Here is a 21833-nt window from a genome sequence, read left to right on the forward strand (position 1 = left end):
TACTACACTAAATTTTGGATAAAGGAATAGAGCAATAAGGCCCATCCTATTACCAATAACAATCCTCCCAATGGAGTTATTGGCCCCAGAATCCTAATTTTCCTGCCCTTGGCCGCACTAATGGAAAGACCGTAAATACTAAAGGAAAAAAGAAAGATCCCCACAATAAAACAATAGATCATATAACGTTCCAAAGCAGTTTCCAAATTAAAGTTAAATCCTAAAACCAACAACAAAATAGCATGGTACATTTGATACTTTACGCCCGTTTCAAAGCTTTTTAATTGTTGTTCATTTAAGGACTTTTTTAGCGCGTGTGCCCCAAAGGCACCAAATACCACCGCTAAAAGACCGTAAAGGGAACCCATTATATGAGCTATAAGTACCATAAGACTGTTATTACAAAGTTTAAAATATATATCCTAATTGAACTGCATCTTTAAATCCAAGTCCCTATTCAAATTAAAGGCACACTCCTTATAGCTGGGTGGTCCAAAGGCCTTGATCTTGGCGTTGGAGAAGGCAACGGATTCCTTGGGAATCCCCAACCAATTTGTATCTAATTTATCGTTCCCATTTTCGTCATGAAAAATGGCAACGGCATACTCCCCGTTGGGAAGGTCCATAATCTTGAAATTGGTGGTCGCCTCCTGTGCTGCAATCCGGTCTACCTTAAAGACCTCTTCATATTCTAAAAATCCCTGGGAGCGATTGTAAATGGCGATATTTATATTCCCCAAAGAGGATTTCACGCCCTGTACTTCTACAGAAAGGCTGTATTGGGACATCCCTAAAAAAGGAAAAGCAAACAACAATAGCCAACTATATTTCTTCATGCTTATAACGAAATCTACACCCGAATACAACATCTATTCCTTGGGTGGATTAATTTTATTGGACAAAAACTGATACATAAGCTCGGTTTCGGTACTATCGGGCATGTTTAAAAATAATTTCATGGAATCCTTATAGACCAGCCTAATCTTTTGTTGGGATAGTTTATCTACATAAACATACACCTTGTTCGTACTAAGGCTATCCTCTTTAAAAACACCTTTTTCCCTTTCCTTAACAGAGAAACCGTTAATGCGCTCCATAGAAGGTATCTTTTCCACCATAGAAACACTATCCATATCGGCATATGGAATTTTTACGAAATATATTCCGGATAATATTTCCAGTTCCTCCTTTTCTGTCTTTACCCAATTTTTATAATGTGCCGTAAAAGCCAAGGCCACCACAATTATCGTGACCACAATAAGCAAGTTGAGCAACCAATGTCTTTTTTCAGTTTTTCCCATATTATTAGTGAAGATAGACGATTAATTTATAAAAATAGAACATATCAACTAAGACCAACATCCAATGCCATCATTATTATAAAACCTCCTATAAAACCCATGGTGGCAATGTCCGTATACTTGTCCTGTTGTGTTTCCGGAATTACTTCTTCCACGACCACAAATATCATTGCACCGGCCGCAAAAGACAGCGCATAGGGCAAAATGGGCTGAAAGGTAAGAACGGCCCAAGCCCCCAATACAGCGGCAATAGGTTCTACCAAAGCGGAAGCCTGACCAAACATAAAACTCTTTCTACGGCTTAGTCCCTGCCTTCTCAATGGCATGGCAACGGCAAAACCCTCGGGAAAATTTTGGAGTCCAATCCCCATGGCCAAAGCCACGGCCCCACCAATCGTAGCCCCGTCAAATCCTGCGGCAACACCCCCGAATAATACCCCAACGGCAAGTCCCTCCGGAATATTGTGCAAGGTAATCGCCAAAGTCAATAAGGTGGTTTTATGCCATGGTGTTTTTATCCCTTCCTTTTCATTTTCCTTAAAATTGATATGCAAATGCGGCAAGACCTTATCCAATCCAAAAAGAAATAAAGCCCCTAACAAAAATCCAACTGCCGCCGGAATTACTTTTACAAACCCCTCTCCAGGGCTCATTTCAATTCCTGGCGCCAAAAGACTCCAGAAGCTTGCGGCTACCATAACACCTCCGGTAAAACCCAACATCCCGTCCAACACTGCCCTATTCATGGTCTTAAAGAAAAAGACCAGCGCAGCTCCCAGAGCAGTTAATCCCCATGTAAATAAGGTGGCATAAAATGCAGCCAAAATAGGGTCTATTGCTTCAAAATAATCAATAATTTCCTTCATATTTCATCACTGGCTTTAATATATAAATTAGAAGCAATGACATGTGAAATTTGCATTTTCCTGCCGTCGATCTCAATATTCAATGAACCGTCAAACTCTTCTATCTCCATTACCTTTATTTGGTTCCCCAAGGCTATGCCGTTTTTATCCAGGAATTTTAAAAAGGTTGCGGATGAGTCCTTCACCCCAACACATACCCCACCAGTATTTATGGGGACTTCACTTAATAATTCCCTGTCCCTTTCCTTAAATCCACCATTTTTGTCGGGTATGGGATCTCCGTGCGGATCAAATTTTGGATATGCCAACAGCTTATCAAGGCTATCTATTAGCTTGTCGCTTTTTATATGCTCCAACTGTTCCGCCACTTCATGCACCTCATCCCAGGAAAAATCCAACTTCTCCACCAAGAAAACCTCCCATAGCCTATGTTTTCTAATAATCCCCAAAGCTGTTTTGTTTCCCAAGTCGGTCAATGAGACCCCTTGGTAACGCTTGTAGTTTACCAGATCTTTTTCGGACAGTCTCTTGATCATATCCGTAACCGAGGAAGGCTTGGTTTCCATGAGTTCGGCAATGGCATTGGTGGCCACTTCCTGGGTCCCCTTTCTTCCTAAATGAAAAATAGTCTTAATATAGTTTTCTTCCGAACGTGTCATTAAATACTTATTTACACAAAAATACATTTTTATTTATAAAAACAAATTTTTAGATTTGCCTAAATTATAATTTCAATTGATGAAAAATATATTGTTGGTAAGTCTCCTTATTCCACTTTTAAACCTTTATTCACAAACCGGAACCTTAACAGGTACGGTCAAGTCCCAAGGGGAGGTTTTGCCCTGGGCTACCATACAACTCAAGGACACCCGTCTAGGCACTACTACCAATGAAGCCGGAAAGTATGTCCTGGAGGCTCCTTTTGGCACCTACACCGTAATATGTAAAAGCATAGGATACACATCCGTGGAAAAGGTGGTTACGCTAAACAACTCCCTTACTTTGCAACTAAATTTTCAATTGGAGGAAGATGTTATGGGGCTGGAACAAGTGGTGGTTACGGGTACCCGGACGGACAAAAGACGAACGGACTCACCAGTAATTGTAAATTTGATCAACAGTAAAACATTGGACAACGTGGTGGCAAGCAACCTGTCCGAAGGCCTCAGATTTCAACCAGGCCTCCGCATAGAAACCGATTGCCAAACCTGCAATTATACCCAATTGCGCATAAACGGGCTACAAGGAGGATATTCGCAAATCCTTATCAATGGGAGGCCCATATTTAGTCCACTTACCGGATTATATGGCATGGAGCAAATTCCTGCCAATATGATAGAGCGTATTGAAATAGTCCGAGGCGGCGTATCGGCCTTATACGGGTCCAGTGCCATTGGAGGGACTGTAAATGTAATGACCAAAATTCCTAGGCAAAATGAATATGCCTTTACCTACACCTATCAAAATATGGGCAATGGCAGCAACGACCATCTTCTTGTTGGAAATGCAACTGTAGTAAACACCAAGAAAAATGCTGGCGCTACATTTTTCGTCAGTAAGCGGGACCGTGATACCTATGACGATAACGGGGATAATTTTTCCGAGCTACCACAGCTAAAAAACAATTCCTTTGGCACCAATTTCTTTTATATCCCTAAAGAAAACCAAAAACTGGAAGCGAGTATAAGTAGTATTAATGAATATCGCTATGGGGGCGAAATGGTAGACAAATCCGCTCACTTGGCACAGCAGTCGGAAGAAAGGACCCACAACGTACTTATGGGAAGTTTGGATTATCAGATTAATTTTAATGAAGAAAAAAGTGCTTTAATACTTTATTATGGCGGTCAATATACCGATCGTGATCATTATACGGGCATCATCCCGGACGAGGAACCAGAATTGAGCCAGTTTTATGCGGACCCTCCCTATGGCATATCCCATGTTACCACCCATCAAGGTGGGGCGCAATACAATCATAGATTCAATTCCTTTTTAGGGGGCAAAAGCGTTATTACCCTTGGTTCCGAGTATGTATATGACGAGGTATTGGATGTAATTGAAGCCTATAACTATAAAATAGATCAGACCACAAGAAACCTTGGGGGATTTCTACAGAATGATTGGGATATAACTCCTGATCTAAATTTTTTATCAGGGTTTAGAATAGACCAGCACAATCTCTTGGACAAGGCCATTTTAAGCCCTAGACTCTCCTTGCTGTACAAATGGAAGAAGGAGACACAATTAAGGCTCGGCTGGGGCACAGGTTTCAGGGCGCCGCAAGCCTTTGATACCGACCTGCACATAGCTTTTGCCGGGGGTGGTATATCGCGTATCACCCTGTCCGACAATTTAAAGGAAGAACGCTCCAATAGTTTTACGGCATCAGTAAATTACGATAAGGCTAGGGAACACTTTATTGCAGGCTTCACCCTGGAGGGATTCCAAACCCATCTAAATGACGCCTTTTACCTTTTCCCATTGGGGGAGGATCAATTTGGTGAACGTTTCGAAAAAAGAAATGGCAGTGGTGCCACCGTAAAAGGTATTACCTTGGAAACAAGGGCCAATTTTGACTATATGTTACAAGTTGATGCAGGCATTACCCTACAAGAGAGCCAGTATGATGAGGCCGTAGAAAATATTGAAGGCCTGGAAGCCAAAAGGGAATTTCTAAGAACCCCCAATAATTACGGTTACGCTACCTTTACCTATACCCCTACCAAAAAATTGAGCGCCAGCGCCAATATAGTGTATACAGGTCCTATGGAACTGGTCCATTTTAGCGGGGAAGGAACTGGGCAGGCTATGGATGAATACACTAGCACCCCATCCTTCACGGAACTTAGCCTAAGACTTGGGTACAGTTTTGAATTTTCCAATATTGATACTGGAATGGAAGTTTTTGGTGGGGTAAAAAACTTGACCAACGCCTACCAGGACGATTTCGATCTAGGAAAAAATAGGGATAGTAACTACGTTTATGGACCGGGAGCACCCAGGACCGTTTTTGTTGGACTAAGAATAAAATCATTGTAATAAACATGAAGAAAAAGCTGACTATATGGATGTTCGTTTGTCTATTTAACGTAATCTCCGGTATTACATATGCCCAAACAAATAATACAATACAATGGATCAGTTTTGAGCAATTGAACGATTCCTTAGAGGTGCATCCAAAAAAAGTATTTATCGATTTTTATGCTGATTGGTGCGCCCCATGCCTAAAAATGGATAAAATTGCCTTCAAAGACCCCAAGGTAATCCATAAACTCAACAACGACTATTATGCCGTGAAGATGAATGTGGAAACAACGGATACCATAGTTTTCGGGCAACAAAGTTTTATCAATAAGAGGGCCAATAAACGCAATCCAGTACACGAAATCCCGCTTCTTTTAGCAAGTAGAAAAGACGCTCCCTTTACCTTGCCCGCTATGGTTTTGATGGATTCCAAATTTAATGCCCAAGCACGCTATTTCCAGTATCTGGATGCAGAACAATTGCTCTCTATACTGGAAAAAATGCCATAACCTAAGCCAAATTTATACCTTTCAAGGAAATGTATGTTCTATAAATAGAATTCGTATTTTTGGAAATATCCCCTATATGGATATTTCATCATTACTTAACCCAGCATTATTCAGTGTCAATAGAGACCATGTCCAAGGCCACATACGATTATATTATTATTGGTGCCGGTGCCTCCGGTCTGCTATTGGCCGACGCTCTGGGAAAGGATAGTTTCTTTTCGGAAAAATCCATTCTTTTATTGGACAAGGACTTGAACAAACCCAATGATCGTACCTGGTGTTTTTGGGAAAAGGAGGAGGGTGAATTCGATGCCATTCTACACAAGACCTGGAATCATATTTTGGTGGCAGATGACACCTATTCCAAACGTATGTCCATTGACCCTTATACCTATAAGATGATCAGGGCAGTAGATTTTTACAAAGCCTACCGGACAAAAATCAATTGGCATGCCAACATCACTTTCATGGAAGGGAATGTTGCCCACATAGAGGAGAGGGATGACCAAGTAATCGTAGACACGGATTCCCATTCATTTATCGGTAAAAAAGTATTCAATAGCATATTCAACTACAAACCTCTTTTGCAACAGAAAAAATACCCGGTCCTTCAGCAACATTTTATAGGGTGGTTTATAAAATCTGACAAACCTGTTTTTGACAGTCAACAGGCCACTTTTATGGATTTTTCCATACCTCAGAAAGGTAACACCCGGTTTATGTATGTACTGCCCTTTTCTGAAACGGAGGCCTTGGTGGAGTACACCCTATTCTCCAAAAATCTGCTCCCTGCCCATGAATATGAAGAAGCCATAAAAGACTACCTAAAAGATGATCTAAATTGCCAACAGTACGAAATATTGGAAAGGGAAAAGGGAAACATCCCCATGAGCTGTTATGATTTCAATATTCACAACAGTAAGAATCTTATGCACATTGGGGTTGCCGGCGGATGGGCCAAGCCCAGTTCCGGCTATACTTTTATGCGGACACATCAAAAAACAGGAGCTTTAATCCCGTTTTTGAAAAAAGACAAACCGCTAAATACCTTTTTTAAAAAGGACCGATTTTGGTTTTATGACCTACTATTGTTGGATATACTCCATAGGAACAACAATAAGGGAAGGTTAATTTTTGGGCGATTGTTCAAACAACGGAAAGCCCAAAATATCTTTAAATTTTTGGATGAAAAAACCAGCCTTTGGGAAGACTTAAAAATTATAGCGGCCTGCCCCAAAAAAGAATTTATCCAAGCCTTTGTGCGCAGGATATTTTTAATTTAACAGGCAATATTTTAAAATACTGATATATACACGTATATTTTACTCCTCTTAAGACCAATATAAACCCATGCGAAACACTATCTCCTTTAGAATTGCTCTATTAGTTTCCCTTTTTGGGATTTTCGCCATTTCCTGCGATAAAAAACCCAAACAACCAAAAGAACCTTTGTTGGTTATAAAAGAGGATACGGCAACTGCCCGGACTAGATTTAAGGAAATTAGGGAAAGCGTTCCCGCCCAAGTTGCTGACGGACTTACTCTGACCTTATGGGCTTCGGATTCTTTGGCTCCGGATCCGGTGGCCATGTCCGTGGATGATGAGGGCAATATATACCTTACAAGGACCAATCGTCAGAAGAACTCAGAATTTGATATAAGGGGGTTTAGGCATTGGATGACACCGTCCATAGCCCTGCAATCCGTGGAAGATCGAAAAAAATTCTTACATGAAACCTTCGCTACTGAAAAAAGTTCAGAAAACGAATGGCTAAAGGACCTCAACGGGGATAGTATACATGATTGGAAGGATCTTACAGTTCAAAAAGAAGAAATTTGGAAACTGGAAGACCAAAATGGTAATGGAATGGCCAATGTTGCCACAAGAATCCTTAATGATTTTCATGATGAAGTATCGGACGTAGCCGGGGCATTATTGGTTCGGAAAAATGATATGTTCGTGGGTATTGCCCCGGATATGTGGAGAGTTACAGATGAGGATGGTGATGGCATTATGAGCGATAAAACTTCCATTTCCCATGGTTATGGGGTTCATATAGGTTTTGGAGGTCATGGAATGTCGGGCGCCATTGAAGGTCCTGACGGAAGAATATATTGGGGTATTGGCGATATAGGTGCCAATATTACTACGGCGGATGGGATACATCATAAATACCCCAATCAAGGGGTTATTGTTAGATCCAATCCTGACGGAAGTGATTTTGAAGTTTTTGCAGCCGGGGTCCGTAACACCCACGAATTTGTATTTGACGAATACGGCAATATTATTACTGCAGACAATGATGGGGATCACCGGGGGGAGAGTGAACGCTTGGTTTATATTGTGGAAGGTTCCGATGCGGGATGGCGCTCCAATTGGCAGTATGGCAAATACACCGACCCAAAAAACAATGGGTACAACGTTTGGATGGATGAAAAGCTATATGTCCCACATTGGGAGGGTCAGGCCGCTTATATTATTCCTCCAATAATGAATTTTCACAATGGCCCCACAGGAATGGCATACAATCCGGGAACTGCCCTGGGAAAAGAATGGAGAAACAAATTTTTCCTGGTAGAGTTTGTCGGCAATCCAAGTAGGTCCCATATATGGAGTTTTGACCTAAAAACAAAGGGCGCTTCTTTTGAATTGAAAAGTGAACAGGATATCCTTAGCGGAATTTTGCCCACGGGAATCCGGTTCGCCCCGGATGGCGCACTGTATATTGCCGATTGGATGAATGGATGGGACACCAAAAATTACGGTCGGGTCTGGAAGTTGGATGTGGCACCGAACAAGAACGATTTAGAGGCTGAAAGAAAAGAGACAGAGCGACTCATGGCCTTGGATTATACAGATCAAAGCGAGGATAAATTGACCCAATTCCTATCCTATCCGGACATGCGCATCCGTCAAAAAGCACAGTTCGAGTTGGCCAATAGGGACAACAAAGGGTTAAAAGCCTTTACGGAAGCTATTGCACAAAAGCAAAACCAATTGGCCAGGGTACATGGTATTTGGGGAATTGGGCAGTTGGCAAGAAAAAATTTGGAAAGGGCCCAATCACTAATGGGTCTTTTAAAGGATGGTGATGCGGAAATAGTGGCACAGGCCGCCAAAACCTTGGGCGATGTAAAATACAATAATGCAGGGAAGGATTTAATTTCATTACTTGGACACGACAACGCCCGTGTCCGTTTCTTTGCAGCCCAGGCCTTGGGCAGGATAAAGGACAAAAATGCAATTGAGCCCCTTCTGAAAATGTTGGAAACCAATAATGACGAAGACCTCTATCTAAGACATGCCGGGGTACTGGCATTATCAAGAATAGGGGAAGTTGCCCCAATTGTTGCCTTGGCCAAAAGCGAAAACAGAAGTTTGCGCATAGCAGCGGTATTGGTGTTAAGACGTCTACAGCATGAACAATTGACTTTATTTTTACAGGACCAGGATGAATATATAGTAACCGAGGCAGCCAGGGCCATCAACGACGATTGGTCCATTGAACTTGCCCTACCCTCGTTGGCTTCATTGCTGAAGGAGGAAAAATATACTTCAGAGCCTTTATTGCGCAGGAGTATAAATGCTGCACTTAGGGTTGGTGGAGAACAAGAACTGGACTTGCTAATCAACTTTGCAAAAAGAGCATCCGTTTCAAGCAATCTTAGGGGCGAGGCATTGGCAGCCATTGGTACTTGGGCCTCCCCTTCCGTACTGGATAGGGTTGATGGCCGCTACAGGGGCGAGATCAATAGGGATGCCATTGTTGTAAAACAGAAGATAGAAAAGTATATTCCCGACTTCCTAAAGGATAAAAATCCGGATATTTTGGTGGCTGCAGCTAAGGCCCTAAGCTCATTGAAGATCGAAGGATATAATGCCCAATTGGCACAGATCATGAAAAGCCATGCTTCCCCAGAGGTACGTTCGGCCATGTTGGCGGCCCTGGGGGATTTGAATTACACCAAAATAGAGGAGGCTATGAGGATAGGCATGGCGGATAAAGATAGGGATGTACGTACCGTGGCGGTCGGATTGGTAACACAGGTAGATCTCCCCAAAGAAAAGCTCCCCGCTATTGTGGAACCTATATTTAAAAGTGGATCTATTGTAGAGCAACAGAAAATGTTGAGTGTACTGGGAGAAATGCCCCTAGAAAAAAGCAAGGACGTTTTAATCTCCCTAATAAAACAGGGGAACAACAAAAAACTTTCCAACGGGGTCATTTTAGATTTAACAGAGGCTGTAGAAGCTACCAAATCCGAGGAGCTAATTTCCCAATTGGGCATTTTGAAAGCCCATGGAGATGGGCTGGAAGCCTATACGGAAACCCTAAATGGAGGTAACAGACGGGCGGGTTATCAATATTTCAACACCAATTCCGCCGGACAGTGCGTTAGATGCCATGCCCTTGGCGGTGCAGGCGGAGCTGTGGGTCCGGCCTTGGACAACATAGGTGACATTTTGAGCAGGGAACAGCTCCTTGAATCCTTGATAAATCCTAGTGCACGTTTATCACCAGGTTATGGAATGGTTACCGTTACCCTAAAGGACGGACAAACAGTTACAGGAATATTGGAAGAGGAAACCGAGGATGAGCTAATACTAAAAACTTCGGATGCGGAACCCATGGAAATTGCCTTGTCCAGGATAGACAAAAGACAAAATATGGCCTCTGGCATGCCTCCCATGGGAACAGTAATGTCCAAAAGGGAAATTAGGGATGTAATAGAGTTTTTGGCCAATTTGAAAAAGAATTGACCCAAACCAAAATAACACTCTATGCCACCTTAAACCTCGCGATTCATTAAGGCAGTGCCAAACTGCCTTAATAGGTCCCTTTTCCCAGGTTCCAGGTTCAGCATTTCCAAAGTTGTGAAGGCCCTATCGGTATAACTTTTTATTTCTTCGATAGTTCTGGATACTGCTCCAGTTTCTACAAATAATTCCTTTACCGTGCTTATTTTGTCCTTGGCGTCTTTAGGCTTAATGGAATACAAGTGTTCCAACTCCTGAGCCTGTTTAGGGGTTCCCATATCCAAGGCCTTCAAGTACAAATAGGTCTTTTTGTTCTCAATAATATCGCCCCCAACCTGTTTCCCAAAACTCTTGGGATCCCCAAAGGCATCTAAATAATCGTCCTGTAACTGAAAGGCAATACCTAGATTCTTTCCAAAGTCATATATTAAATCTTGCAACTCGTCTGGCTTTTCGGCAATTATGGCTCCCATTTTCATGGCCGCTGCTACCAATACAGCAGTTTTATTTTGGATCATGATCAGGTATTCCGGAATAGTAACATCTTCCCTGTTCTCAAAGTCCACATCGTATTGTTGCCCTTCACAAACCTCTAAAGCGGTTTGACTAAAGACCTGCAACAATTTCTTAAATGTCATGGCAGGGTAACTTTCCAATAGTTGATAGCTGTATATCAACATGGCATCCCCTGATAAAATGCCGGTATTTAGGTCCCATTTTTTATGCAAGGTCTGTTTCCCTCTCCTTAATGGGGCCTCATCCATAATATCATCATGAACCAACGAAAAATTGTGAAATACCTCTACAGCCAATGCGGCATCCAAAGCCTTCTTATAATCGCCTCCAAAAATATCAGTAGTCATCAATGTTAACACAGGCCTTAATCGTTTTCCCCCTAAATTCAATATATAGGAAATTGGCTTATAAAGATTTACAGGTTCCTTTATTTTCACTTTCTGCTCCATATGGGCCAAAAACTGGGCCCTATACTGTTCAATACTATGCATAACGGCAATTTTCTTCAAAAATACATTAAAAGAAATCACCTACCATAGGGAAACAAAATACGATGCAAAAAGAAGGGGATTGACTAAAATGTTAAGAAAACGTAAAACTTAGGAAACTTTTTTTGTTTTATAAGTTTCCACGATTATCTTTGCGGCCTCTATGAAGGAAAAAATTTTAGAAAAAGCAACGGACATGTTTTTGAACCTTGGGTTCAAAAGTGTTACCATGGACGATTTGGCTAATGAAATGGGGATATCAAAAAAAACGATCTACACCCATTTTGAAAACAAGACCAAGTTGGTACAAGAGTGCACTTTCGGCCTATTGAATCAAATTAATTTTGGAATAGATTTAATATGCTCCAGTGGCAAGAATCCTATTGAAGAATTGTACGACATTAAAAAGTTTGTCATTTCACAATTGAAGGATGAAAAATCTTCCCCCCAATACCAGTTGCAAAAATACTACCCCAAAATATTTGACAACCTTAGTAAAAAGCAATATGAGCTTATGCAGGAATGTACTGTAAACAATATCAAAAGAGGTTTGGAAACGGGTATATACAGGGAAAATTTAAACGTGGAATTTGTATCTCGAATCTATATTTCCGGTGTGGCCAGTATTAAGGACGAGCGCTTTTTCCCGCAAGGCAATTTCACAGCAAAGGAATTACAGGATTATTTTCTTGAATATCATTTGCGGGGAATTGTAACACCAAAGGGCAGAAAGATACTAAATGATATAATCAATTCAACACAGGATTAAATAATAAGTTAAATGACCCAAATAAAAAACTATAAAGCCAATTTTATGAAAAACAGTTTTTTAGCACTATTGATGCTATTTATAGCATCTTGGTCCTACGCCCAGGAACAAACTTATAGTTTCACCTTGGAGGAAGCCATTAATTTCGCCATTGAAAATAACTATGGGGCTATTAATGCGGACAGAGATCTTTTGGATGCCCAAAAGCAAAAATGGGAAACCATTGCCACAGGACTACCCCAAATAAGTGGTGCCGTGAGCTATCAAAACCAATTAAAGCAGCCTGTTTCCCTATTACCAGGGGAATTGGCAGGGCAGGAACCGGGAACCTTTATCCCTATAATCTTTAGTCAGCCACAAACGGCCAGTGCCACCGCCACCCTAAAACAACAAATATTTGATGGGTCATATATTGTGGGCATTCAAGCCACCAAGGCCTTTATTGCCTACAGCGACAACAATAAGGTAAAGACCGAATTGGATGTGCGTAAATCGGTAGTGGAAGCCTATGGCAATGTGTTGTTATCACAAGAAAGTATCGCCATTCTAGAAAAGAACAAGGCCAACTTGGAGAAGAATTTATTTGAAACGCAGAAACTTTTCGAAAATGGTCTTGGCGATGAGGAAAGTGTAGAGCAATTGCAGATTACCCTGTCCTCGGTAGATAATCAATTAAAAAATTCCTTACGCCTACAATCCATTACTCTTCAGATGCTTAATCTGATTATGGGGCTGGATATAGATGCACCTACCCAACTAAAGGAAAATCTGTCCGATTTGGCCCAGGACCAAATTCGCCTGGATCTATTGGATGAAGATTTGGTCATGGACAACAATATAGATTTTAAAATAGTGGACAATCTCAACCAACAAAGGGAATTGGAGCTAAAGCTGCAGAAAAGTTTGGCCCTGCCAACCTTGAATGCCTTTATAAATTACGGTAGTACTTCTTATAGCGACAGGTTTAATTTTTTGGGCAACGATTCTGAATGGTTTGATTCCTCCATCCTGGGATTCGACCTTAGCATCCCTATTTTCAGTTCTTTAGGAAGGAGCGCCAAGACCGCAAGGGCAAAAATTGCACTTGAAAAAGCGAGAACACAGAAATCCGAGACGGAACAAAGTATTCGTCTACAACACCAAACAGCCAAGAGCAACTATCTCTTTTCCATTGAGCAGTATAATACGGCAAGTGAAAATTTGGCCTTGGCGGAACGTATTGAAAAGAAAAACGAAATAAAATACTCGGAAGGACTTGCCACCAGCTTTGAGCTGAGACAGGCACAAACACAGCTCTATGATGCACAGCAGGAATACCTGCAATCCATGGTAGAGGTAATAAACAATAAAACAGCCTTGGAGACAGTACTTAACAGCAAACTATAACATCAACCTAGAAATTATAACTATGAACAAAATACTTCAAATATTCGTATTGGGAACCTTATTGGTTTCTTGTGGAAGCGATAATCAAAAAACAGTAGACGACCTTATATCTGGAGGGGACATTAATGCCTTGCGCACTAAAAAAAGTGAACTCTTCGAGAAACAAAAAGCATTGGAATCTGAAATGAAAAAACTGGATTCGGTAATTGGATCATTAAGCGGAAATGAAAACCTTCCCTTGGTTACCACAATTATTGCCAATCCCAAAAAATTTGACCATTTCTTGGATTTACAGGGGGACGTTAAGACAAAACAAAATGTACTGATCTATCCCGAAATGCAAGGCGTCCTGCATAAAGTTTATGTAAAAGAGGGACAAGAAGTAACTAAGGGTCAAATCTTGGCGAGCATAGATGATGGCGGTATGGGCAGCCAACTGGAGCAATTAAAAACCCAGGCACAATTGGCAAAAACCACCTTTGAGCGTCAAAAAAGATTGTGGGAACAAAAGATAGGTTCCGAAATTCAGTATTTACAGGCAAAGACCAACTATGAAGCCAGCGAAAATTCGGTTAAACAAATGGAAAGTCAATTAGGAAAGTCCACTATTAGGGCACCTTTTTCCGGAATTATAGACGATGTTATCAAAGACCAGGGAACAGTGGTTGCCCCCGGTCCTGGATCCGAAATTTTCCGAATAGTGAATCTTTCGGACATGTACATTGTAGTAGAGGTGCCGGAAACCTATTTGGGAAGCATAAAAAATGGCAAGGAAGCCAAAGTATATTTCCCTGTTTTAGGCGATAGCATTATGACCAATATTAGACAAACAGGAAACTTTATTAATCCTGGCAACAGATCCTTTACCGTAGAAATACCTGTACCCAACAAGACGGGTACCATAAAGCCCAACTTGAGCGCAAAAGTACAATTGAACGACTATAGCAGTGAAAATGCCATTCTTATTCCACAAAGTATTGTTTCGGAAAATGCCGATGGAGAGCAGTACGCCTACGTGGCCGAAGAACTAAATGACGAAAACGAAGCCATAGTAAAGAAGAAAATCATTACCACTGGTAAGACCCAAAATGGTTATGTGGAAGTTCTTTCGGGAATCAGTGATGGAAACCACATCATTAAAGAGGGTGCTAGAAGCGTAAAAGATGGTCAAAAAGTGAAAGTTTTAAACTAAAAAGTCCATGAGCAAACTACAAAAAAACGCAGACAAAGAATTTAGTTTATCGTCTTGGGCAATAGATAACCCATCTGTTATCTATGTAATGATCGGTATCTTTCTATGGATCGGTTTTTCTTCCTATCTGGCCATGCCTAGGGAAGACTTCCCAGAAATCATAGAAACCAAGATCTATATCAGTACCCCCTATCCTGGTAATACAGCGGAGGATATTGAAAGGTTGATAACAGATCCTTTGGAGGATGAACTAAAGAATATCAGCAATGTTGTGGAAATTATTTCCACCTCACAGGAAGATTATTCCATTATCACCGTTGAGTTCGACGAAGAAATTACCGTGGAAGCGGCAAAACAAAAGGTAAAGGACGAGGTTGATGGCGAGAAAGCCAGTGAGGATTGGCCCACCTTTAACGGAGCCAAGGTAGAACCCAATGTGTTCGACCTAAATTTTTCCGAGGAAGTTCCTATAATGAACATCAACTTCACCGGCGATTATCCGGTAGAAAAATTGAAGGAATATGCAGAATACCTACAGGACGAAATAGAAAATCTTCCTGAAGTAAAAAAGGCAGACATCCGTGGAGCTCAGGAAAAAGAAGTGGAGGTTGCGGTAGACGTCTATAAAATGATGGCAGCCAAGGTTAGTTTTGACGATGTAATGCAGGCCATTGGCAATGGTAATATGACCATGTCCGCAGGAAATTTAAAGATTGGTGGCCAACGCAGAACCATACGCATTTTGGGCGAGATAGAAGATCCCAGCCAACTGAACGATTTTGTGGTAAAATCAGACAACGGGGCAGTATATTTAAAAGATATCGCTACCGTTTATTTTGACGAAAAGGATAAAACTACCTATGCCAGGGAATTTGGGGAAAGCGTTGTGATGCTCGATGTTAAAAAGCGTGCAGGCCAAAATGCCATATCGGCATCAGATCAAATTAAGGAAATAGTCAAGACCACAAAGGCCAACTATTTCCCCCCCGATCTTCACATTTCCATTGCCAATGATTCCTCTACAAGAACACTTAACCAGGTAGATGACTTGGTCAACAACATTATTTTCGGAATTATTTTGGTGGTTGGGGTCCTAATGTTCTTTTTAGGGTTCAGAAACGCCTTGTTCGTTGGCTTTGCCATACCCATGTCCATGTTTATGTCTTTTATGATCCTGTCCTGGTTGGGCTACACCCTTAATACCATGATTCTATTTGGAATGATTATGGGACTGGGAATGTTGGTAGATAATGGTATCGTTGTGGTAGAAAACGTGTATCGCTTAATGGATGAGGGAATGCCCCGTATTGAAGCAGCGAAAAAGGGAATCGGTGAAATTGCCTTTCCCATTATTATTTCCACGGCCACCACTGTTGCAGCCTTTGTTCCACTTGGGCTATGGCCCGGAATATTTGGGCAGTTTATGATCTATTTTCCAATTACCTTATCGGTAGTATTGGGATCCTCCCTGTTTGTGGCCATATTTATGAACTCCATGTTGGTATCCAATTTTATGGATACCGATGAAAAGGAACTTACCGTAAAACAGCTGATTCGTATCAGTATTGTTTTGGGCGGACTTGGACTATTGATTTTATTGTTCGGTGGAGCAATGAGGGGATTGGGATCGGTCATGATCTTAACGGCGGCCATGTTCTGGGTTTACAAATATGTACTGAAGAAATGGGCCCTGCGTTTTCAAAAAAATACCATGACCCGTTTCGAAAACTGGTATGAGATAAGATTGATCCATGCCTTAAGGGGAAAAAATGTATACTGGTATTTTGGAATTACGGCTATGCTATTGGTCGTGGTATTCATGCTTTTCGGTATGTCCGTAGGCAGTGGGAGAACCAAAATAGAATTCTTCCCGGACAATATCCCCAATGAAATATATGTCTATATAGAATACCCTGAAGGTACTGCCATAGAAAAGACCAATGCAATTACCCTTGATATTGAGAAAAAGGTATATGGCATTGTCAATGACCAGGCTTATTTTCACAATGGGGAAAACTTTATTGTTACCACGGCCGTATCCCAAGTTGGTGAAGGTGCCGGTAACCCTTTGGCAGATGGAGGTTCTTCGGCAGAAATGCCCCATAAGGGCAAAATTACGGTCAATTTCAGTGAATTTAAGTATAGACGGGGAGTCAACACCGAGGACATCCGTGCCAAAGTTCAGGCCGGACTAAGCGGCGTATATCCCGGGGTAGCCATTTCGGTAGAAAAAGAGGCCAATGGCCCACCGGCCGGTTATCCGATTAACATTGAATTGGAAGGCAAGGATTACGACCAATTGATCAATACCGCGGAGGACATTAGAAACTTTATCAATACCAAAAATATCGCGGGTATAGAAGAAATAAAAATTGACGTAAACAAGAGTAAGCCCTCCATGCAAGTGGCCGTAGACCGTAAGAAGGCAGGTGAGCTAGGGGTTTCTGTAGGGCAAGTGGGGAGCCAATTGCGAAGGGCCTTGTTTGGTGAAAAAGCCGGTGTATTTAAGGAAGATGGGGATGATTATGATATCAATGTCCGCTTTAGCGAAGATTTAAGGTATAATAAAAGCGCCCTTTTCAACCAAAATATCATATTTAGGGACCAATCTACCGGCAAAATCAAGGAAATTCCTATTTCTGCCGTGGCCGCCGAAAGAAATACTTCTGCCTTTAGTGCCATTAAACATAGGGACAACAAACGTGTGGTTACTGTTTATTCCGGACTTCAGCCTGGGTTTACGGATGCGGCAGCCATTGTAGCCGAGATACAAAAGGAAATGGAAGAATTTGAAAACCTTCCAACCGATATCAAAATAGACTACACTGGGCAAATAGAGGAGCAGAACAAACAGATGATGTTCCTTGTAGGTGCATTTTTCACCGGTTTAGGCCTTATTATGTTGATATTGATATTTCAGTTTGGCGGTATTTCCAAGCCACTGATCATTATGATTGCTATTTTCCTGAGTTTTATTGGGGTATTTGGAGGTCTAATGATTACCGGATGGTCTTTTGTGATCATGATGACGATGATGGGAATAATTTCCTTGGCCGGTATTGTGGTGAACAATGGAGTGGTTCTATTGGACTATACCCAGATTTTAATTGACCGTAGGAAGGTTAAGCTAGGTATGGATGATAAAGCCTTATTGACAAGGGAAGATGCAACAGAAGCCATCATTAAGGGTGGAAAAGCTAGGCTAAGACCAGTGCTTCTTACTGCCATAACCACCGTATTGGGATTGATTCCTCTGGCAATCGGTTTAAATATCGATTTCTTTGCCTTGTTTTCGGAATTTAACCCACACATATATGTAGGAGGTGACAACGTGGTGTTCTGGGGTCCTTTGGCCTGGACGGTAATCTTCGGGTTGATAGTGGCCACCTTCCTAACATTGATTATTGTTCCTGTACTATTTAATATTACCTACAGGATTAAAATAGCCCTTAGGGGCAGTGGTAGTAGCAAGACAAAAACTAAGGAAGTAGCTACTGCCTAAGTTATTTGCACCAAAAGAAAAGGGAGCCTGTTTAATTAAACAGGCTCTTTTTTTATTGCACTATTCCTCCTCTCAGTTTAACTATAGCAAAAATATCCTTAGAACGTACTCTAGTAGTTATTAGAGGCTACCATCCAATTCGGGAATATATGACCAAAGGCAAATCCTATGTGTTAGGTTTTAGCGTACCGATAGGTTCCAAAATCATATTCCCGTATAAAATAATCCTTCCAAAACCGATTCCACAAGATCCAAAACAAAAAAACCCGGCGAATATCGCCGGGTTTACAACTGTAGAAATTATTTACTATTTGTTGACCGCTAATTGGCCCATACTGTTCCATTCGGTTACATTGGCAATTTTACTGTCAACAAAATCTACTTCTTTTAATTTTTTCGCATCCCAGAAGAACCATTTTCCTGTTTTCTTTCCTTCGGTATATTCACCCATGGCTATTTTCTTTCCATCTTCACCAAACATCTTCCATTCGCCATGTAGTTTTCCGTTTAGGAAATGTCCCTCTTGGGAAACTACCCCATTGTCATGGAAATAGGTGGCTTTTAACATTTCACCATCTTGTTCAAAAACAGGTTTTATATCTTGTGCGTTGATTACAACTGAAAATATTAGTGCTAAAACTAGTGTTATTCCTTTCATTTTTTTGGGATTTTATGTTTATCTATTATCTCTTAACGAATTAAAGATACATATATTTTACGAAAAAGAAACCTTTAGTTAACATTAAATTTACATTGAAACATTAAACATCTGTTTTTAAGAGGTTTACAAAACAAAGAAACTCCCTATAATAGGTAGTTTCTGGTTTAATCGATAAAATGGTTCTATTGTCGCTATTAATTCAAATCTTAAAATTTAAAAGTAAGTCCGGCATTTATGATAGTGCCGGCAAAACCAAACTGATTTACTTCCCAAGGATACTTAAACCTTCCTCCAAGATCTGTAACAACATCCCCTTTGGGATCCAATTCATCCGGATAGACATTCAATAAATTATTTACTGCTATAGTAGCGGATATTTTTTGTGAAAATTCATAACCCAATATTAGGTCGGTAATAACCTTACCTGCAAAGACCTGATCCTTTAAGGGATCTGAACCGTGGTCCCATTTAACCTCCCCAAAATAGGTGTTGTTTAAAATAAAATTCCATTTTTCGATATTGTAGTCAAGCCCAAGAAGAATTTTGGATTTTGGCCTAACCGTTGTGATTCTGGCCTGTTCCTTTCTATTGAAAATCTCATAACCATTGGCATCCAATAAACTAGGTGTTTTAATTTGCCCTTCAATCTCTGTCTTATTGAAATTGGCAGCTATTGTGGCACCCAAAACTCCAGCACCCATAGCAATATTTTTATAATTGGCCACTATGTCAACTCCAGTAGTGTTGGTGTTTACAGCATTTACAAAGAATTTTAAACTGGTTATGTCATTGTCCAATAATATTTCCTCAACAGGATTATCGTTCGCAGTATCACCATCGAACCCAATCTCATTGGTAAACAATACCCGATCATCAATTTTAACATTGTAAAAATCCACGGCTAAAGATAAATTGGTAAGCGGACTGAATGTAAAACCAGCCGTAATATTTTTTGAAGTTTCAGCAGTTAGCTGTGGTACTCCCAAACCATCCCTGATTATTGGATCAACGTTGTTAAAAGTCCCCTGATTGGAAATAGTCCCACCGGATACCAATGTTTGTATATTACTCAAATAAATTTGATGTAATGCCGGTGCTCTAAAACCTGTACTATAAGAGGCCCTAATGGCTCCTTTTCGCTCTCCCAATAGATATCGACCGTTAACCTTCCAGGAAGTATTATCCCCAAAATCGCTAAAATCCTCGTATCTCAGTGCCCCGCCCAAAAGTAATTTATCGGTAGGCTCCCATTCCAAATCTCCATAAAGACCATAGTTATCCCTGGTAGCTTCTACCGCATTACTTGGTTGTAATCCTGGAAAGGATACAGCGCCTTGCCCCGCAAAAGAGGCAGACTCACCTGCCAAAGCAGTAAAGCGTTCTCCCCTAATCTCGGCACCAAAAGCAATATTGACCGTCCCCAAATTTTTGGAAAAATCCAAATTGCCCAAGGTATTGCTGAAAGAATAGGCCCCTACATCAAAAGATGTAGGACTATTGGCCCCCAAAACAACATTTAGTGTGTTTCTTACATCGTAATTAACAGCATTTCTACCATAAGTACCGCTCAAATCCACATCGAAGGTGAACAATTTCCATTTTACCCCCACAGTTGCGTTATTGTCCCTTATATCAGTTTCAAAAGTTGGCTGAAATCCTTGATAAGTAGTTCCTGGTTCATGCAATAAGTTATATGGATCGGAAACCCAATATGGTGGTCTGTATAAGGCAAAGCTTTTTCCCTTTCTATAAGTAAGACCTCCAAAAGTATAGATCTCCCCACTGCCATTTTTAAAAGGAATACCAGCATTAAAAAACACATCCATTTTATCTAGTTCAGGTTGACCAATAGTCATTCCCAAATCTGGGTTTTGAGACAGCCAGGATCCCCAGTCGGGATCATTTGCAGGTACCCCAAACAAACCATCTTCTCCCGGCGTTCCAGCTCTATTGGTCTTTTCTTGATTATAATAGCCCACTGTCAAGTTTAGATACCCTCCATCTTCACCAAGTTTTAGAGCACTATTCACATCTGCAGCGAAATTAAAGCCATCCCCTTCTGTGGTGATTCCGGAACTAACACCCACAGTAGTATATTCAACATTTCTTTTCAATACCATATTAATGACTCCAGCAATGGCATCTGAACCATATTGGGCAGAAGCACCGTCTCTTAAAACCTCTATCCTTTCTATTGCCGCAGAGGGAACACTTTTCAAATCCACCCCTACTTCCCCTTTACCAGGAGTATCATTGATATATACCAAAGCACTCAAATTTTTACGCTTGCCATTTATCAACACCAAAGTCCTACTTGGACCCAATCCCCTCAAATCAGCAGGATCAAAGTGTGCTGTACCATCTGAGATTGCCTGGGTGGTAGAGTTAAAAGATGGAACTTTATAAGTCAACATTTTGTCAACTGTGGGTTGACCGGTACTTTTTAATTCTGCAACACCTATATTATCAATAGGCACAGGTGATCCTATAACTGTTCTTGGCTTGGAACGGTTACCCAACAAGACAACTTCTTCCAAACCTGTTGCCGATTCATCCATGGCAACGTTCAAAGTAGTAGGACCGGTTACCTGCATTTCCTTTGAGGCATACCCCAAGGAGGAAAACACAAGAATGGATGGAAAATTATCAACCGAAAGTTCATAATTACCATCAAAATCTGTAGTAGTACCCGTAGTGGTTCCCTTAATAACCACATTCACCCCAGGAAGTGGATCTCCCAGACCCGAGTCCGTTACCTTTCCCTTAACAACATCCTGAGCCAATAACATCAAAGGTGCCATTAAGAAAAATAAGAACATGTTCTTCTTAAATAATTTCTGTTTCATATTAATGAGTTT

Annotated in this window: 16 protein-coding genes; 8 read left to right on the plus strand and 8 right to left on the minus strand. The window is 41.0% G+C overall.

Annotated features, from left to right (window positions below; all coding sequences use genetic code 11):
* Positions 1–2: 2 nt before the first annotated feature.
* The 5 genes from BUA60_RS01255 to BUA60_RS01275 are packed head-to-tail and all read right to left on the minus strand — an operon-like array spanning position 3 to position 2826.
* Complete coding sequence (locus tag BUA60_RS01255; protein ID WP_072859936.1) at positions 3–389, minus strand: DUF423 domain-containing protein; 387 nt, start codon at positions 387–389, stop codon at positions 3–5.
* Between the two features lie 33 nt (positions 390–422).
* Positions 423–836: a DUF2141 domain-containing protein gene (locus BUA60_RS01260; protein ID WP_072860800.1), complete on the minus strand. Its 414-nt coding sequence runs from the start codon at positions 834–836 to the stop codon at positions 423–425.
* A gap of 33 nt (positions 837–869) precedes the next feature.
* A complete protein-coding gene (locus tag BUA60_RS01265; RefSeq protein WP_072859937.1) occupies positions 870–1301 on the minus strand; it encodes a hypothetical protein in 432 nt (143 codons plus the stop codon).
* 44 nt (positions 1302–1345) lie between these two features.
* Positions 1346–2167, minus strand: coding sequence for a ZIP family metal transporter (locus BUA60_RS01270; RefSeq protein ID WP_072859938.1), 822 nt, complete (start codon positions 2165–2167; stop codon positions 1346–1348).
* Positions 2164–2826, minus strand: a complete 663-nt coding sequence (locus BUA60_RS01275) for a metal-dependent transcriptional regulator (RefSeq protein WP_072859939.1) — start codon at positions 2824–2826, stop codon at positions 2164–2166. Before BUA60_RS01275 ends, BUA60_RS01270 begins: the two co-directional genes overlap by 4 nt.
* Positions 2827–2905: 79 nt before the next feature.
* On the opposite strand from BUA60_RS01275, the gene BUA60_RS01280 reads away from it, so the two are divergent.
* The 4 genes from BUA60_RS01280 to BUA60_RS01295 all read left to right on the plus strand — a co-directional run bounded on the left by BUA60_RS01280 (position 2906) and on the right by BUA60_RS01295 (position 10464).
* Entirely contained in the window at positions 2906–5209 is a 2304-nt protein-coding gene (locus BUA60_RS01280) for a TonB-dependent receptor (RefSeq protein ID WP_072859940.1), read from the plus strand.
* 5 nt (positions 5210–5214) lie between these two features.
* The gene (locus BUA60_RS01285) at positions 5215–5703 is read left to right on the plus strand and encodes a thioredoxin family protein (RefSeq protein WP_072859941.1); all 489 of its coding nucleotides are present in this window, start codon (positions 5215–5217) and stop codon (positions 5701–5703) included.
* Positions 5704–5831: 128 nt separating this feature from the next.
* A complete protein-coding gene (locus tag BUA60_RS01290; protein WP_072859942.1) occupies positions 5832–6986 on the plus strand; it encodes a lycopene cyclase family protein in 1155 nt (384 codons plus the stop codon).
* Positions 6987–7053: 67 nt separating this feature from the next.
* A complete protein-coding gene (locus BUA60_RS01295) occupies positions 7054–10464 on the plus strand; it encodes a HEAT repeat domain-containing protein (protein ID WP_072859943.1) in 3411 nt (1136 codons plus the stop codon).
* Positions 10465–10493: 29 nt separating this feature from the next.
* Here BUA60_RS01295 and BUA60_RS01300 read toward each other — a convergent pair whose 3' ends face one another.
* On the minus strand, positions 10494–11468 hold the full coding sequence (locus BUA60_RS01300; protein ID WP_072860801.1) for a polyprenyl synthetase family protein: 975 nt from the start codon (positions 11466–11468) through the stop codon (positions 10494–10496).
* 160 nt (positions 11469–11628) lie between these two features.
* On the opposite strand from BUA60_RS01300, the gene BUA60_RS01305 reads away from it, so the two are divergent.
* Genes BUA60_RS01305 through BUA60_RS01320 form a run of 4 tightly spaced genes read left to right on the plus strand, consistent with a single transcriptional unit; the run spans position 11629 to position 18314 of the window.
* Positions 11629–12234, plus strand: a complete 606-nt coding sequence (locus tag BUA60_RS01305; protein ID WP_072859944.1) for a TetR/AcrR family transcriptional regulator — start codon at positions 11629–11631, stop codon at positions 12232–12234.
* 45 nt (positions 12235–12279) lie between these two features.
* A complete protein-coding gene (locus BUA60_RS01310; protein WP_072860802.1) occupies positions 12280–13620 on the plus strand; it encodes a TolC family protein in 1341 nt (446 codons plus the stop codon).
* 22 nt (positions 13621–13642) lie between these two features.
* Positions 13643–14812, plus strand: a complete 1170-nt coding sequence (locus BUA60_RS01315; protein ID WP_072859945.1) for an efflux RND transporter periplasmic adaptor subunit — start codon at positions 13643–13645, stop codon at positions 14810–14812.
* A 7-nt stretch (positions 14813–14819) separates the two neighbouring features.
* The gene (locus tag BUA60_RS01320; RefSeq protein ID WP_072859946.1) at positions 14820–18314 is read left to right on the plus strand and encodes an efflux RND transporter permease subunit; all 3495 of its coding nucleotides are present in this window, start codon (positions 14820–14822) and stop codon (positions 18312–18314) included.
* 307 nt (positions 18315–18621) lie between these two features.
* Here BUA60_RS01320 and BUA60_RS01325 read toward each other — a convergent pair whose 3' ends face one another.
* Together BUA60_RS01325 and BUA60_RS01330 are read right to left on the minus strand one after the other, a co-directional pair.
* The gene (locus BUA60_RS01325; RefSeq protein ID WP_072859947.1) at positions 18622–18972 is read right to left on the minus strand and encodes a toxin-antitoxin system YwqK family antitoxin; all 351 of its coding nucleotides are present in this window, start codon (positions 18970–18972) and stop codon (positions 18622–18624) included.
* Positions 18973–19181: 209 nt separating this feature from the next.
* On the minus strand, positions 19182–21821 hold the full coding sequence (locus BUA60_RS01330; RefSeq protein WP_072859948.1) for a TonB-dependent receptor: 2640 nt from the start codon (positions 21819–21821) through the stop codon (positions 19182–19184).
* Positions 21822–21833: the final 12 nt, after the last annotated feature.

The organism is Arenibacter palladensis (assembly GCF_900129275.1).
Lineage (GTDB): Bacteria > Bacteroidota > Bacteroidia > Flavobacteriales > Flavobacteriaceae > Arenibacter > Arenibacter palladensis.

Excerpts from the sequence above, each read along its gene's own strand:
- BUA60_RS01255 (WP_072859936.1), bottom strand. The coding sequence starts at position 389 with ATGGTACTTATAGCTCATATAATGGGTTCCCTTTACGGTCTTTTAGCG.
- BUA60_RS01260 (WP_072860800.1), bottom strand. The coding sequence starts at position 836 with ATGAAGAAATATAGTTGGCTATTGTTGTTTGCTTTTCCTTTTTTAGGG.
- BUA60_RS01265 (WP_072859937.1), bottom strand. The coding sequence starts at position 1,301 with ATGGGAAAAACTGAAAAAAGACATTGGTTGCTCAACTTGCTTATTGTG.
- BUA60_RS01270 (WP_072859938.1), bottom strand. The coding sequence starts at position 2,167 with ATGAAGGAAATTATTGATTATTTTGAAGCAATAGACCCTATTTTGGCT.
- BUA60_RS01275 (WP_072859939.1), bottom strand. The coding sequence starts at position 2,826 with ATGACACGTTCGGAAGAAAACTATATTAAGACTATTTTTCATTTAGGA.
- BUA60_RS01280 (WP_072859940.1), top strand. The coding sequence starts at position 2,906 with ATGAAAAATATATTGTTGGTAAGTCTCCTTATTCCACTTTTAAACCTT.
- BUA60_RS01285 (WP_072859941.1), top strand. The coding sequence starts at position 5,215 with ATGAAGAAAAAGCTGACTATATGGATGTTCGTTTGTCTATTTAACGTA.
- BUA60_RS01290 (WP_072859942.1), top strand. The coding sequence starts at position 5,832 with ATGTCCAAGGCCACATACGATTATATTATTATTGGTGCCGGTGCCTCC.
- BUA60_RS01295 (WP_072859943.1), top strand. The coding sequence starts at position 7,054 with ATGCGAAACACTATCTCCTTTAGAATTGCTCTATTAGTTTCCCTTTTT.
- BUA60_RS01300 (WP_072860801.1), bottom strand. The coding sequence starts at position 11,468 with ATGCATAGTATTGAACAGTATAGGGCCCAGTTTTTGGCCCATATGGAG.
- BUA60_RS01305 (WP_072859944.1), top strand. The coding sequence starts at position 11,629 with ATGAAGGAAAAAATTTTAGAAAAAGCAACGGACATGTTTTTGAACCTT.
- BUA60_RS01310 (WP_072860802.1), top strand. The coding sequence starts at position 12,280 with ATGAAAAACAGTTTTTTAGCACTATTGATGCTATTTATAGCATCTTGG.
- BUA60_RS01315 (WP_072859945.1), top strand. The coding sequence starts at position 13,643 with ATGAACAAAATACTTCAAATATTCGTATTGGGAACCTTATTGGTTTCT.
- BUA60_RS01320 (WP_072859946.1), top strand. The coding sequence starts at position 14,820 with ATGAGCAAACTACAAAAAAACGCAGACAAAGAATTTAGTTTATCGTCT.
- BUA60_RS01325 (WP_072859947.1), bottom strand. The coding sequence starts at position 18,972 with ATGAAAGGAATAACACTAGTTTTAGCACTAATATTTTCAGTTGTAATC.
- BUA60_RS01330 (WP_072859948.1), bottom strand. The coding sequence starts at position 21,821 with ATGAAACAGAAATTATTTAAGAAGAACATGTTCTTATTTTTCTTAATG.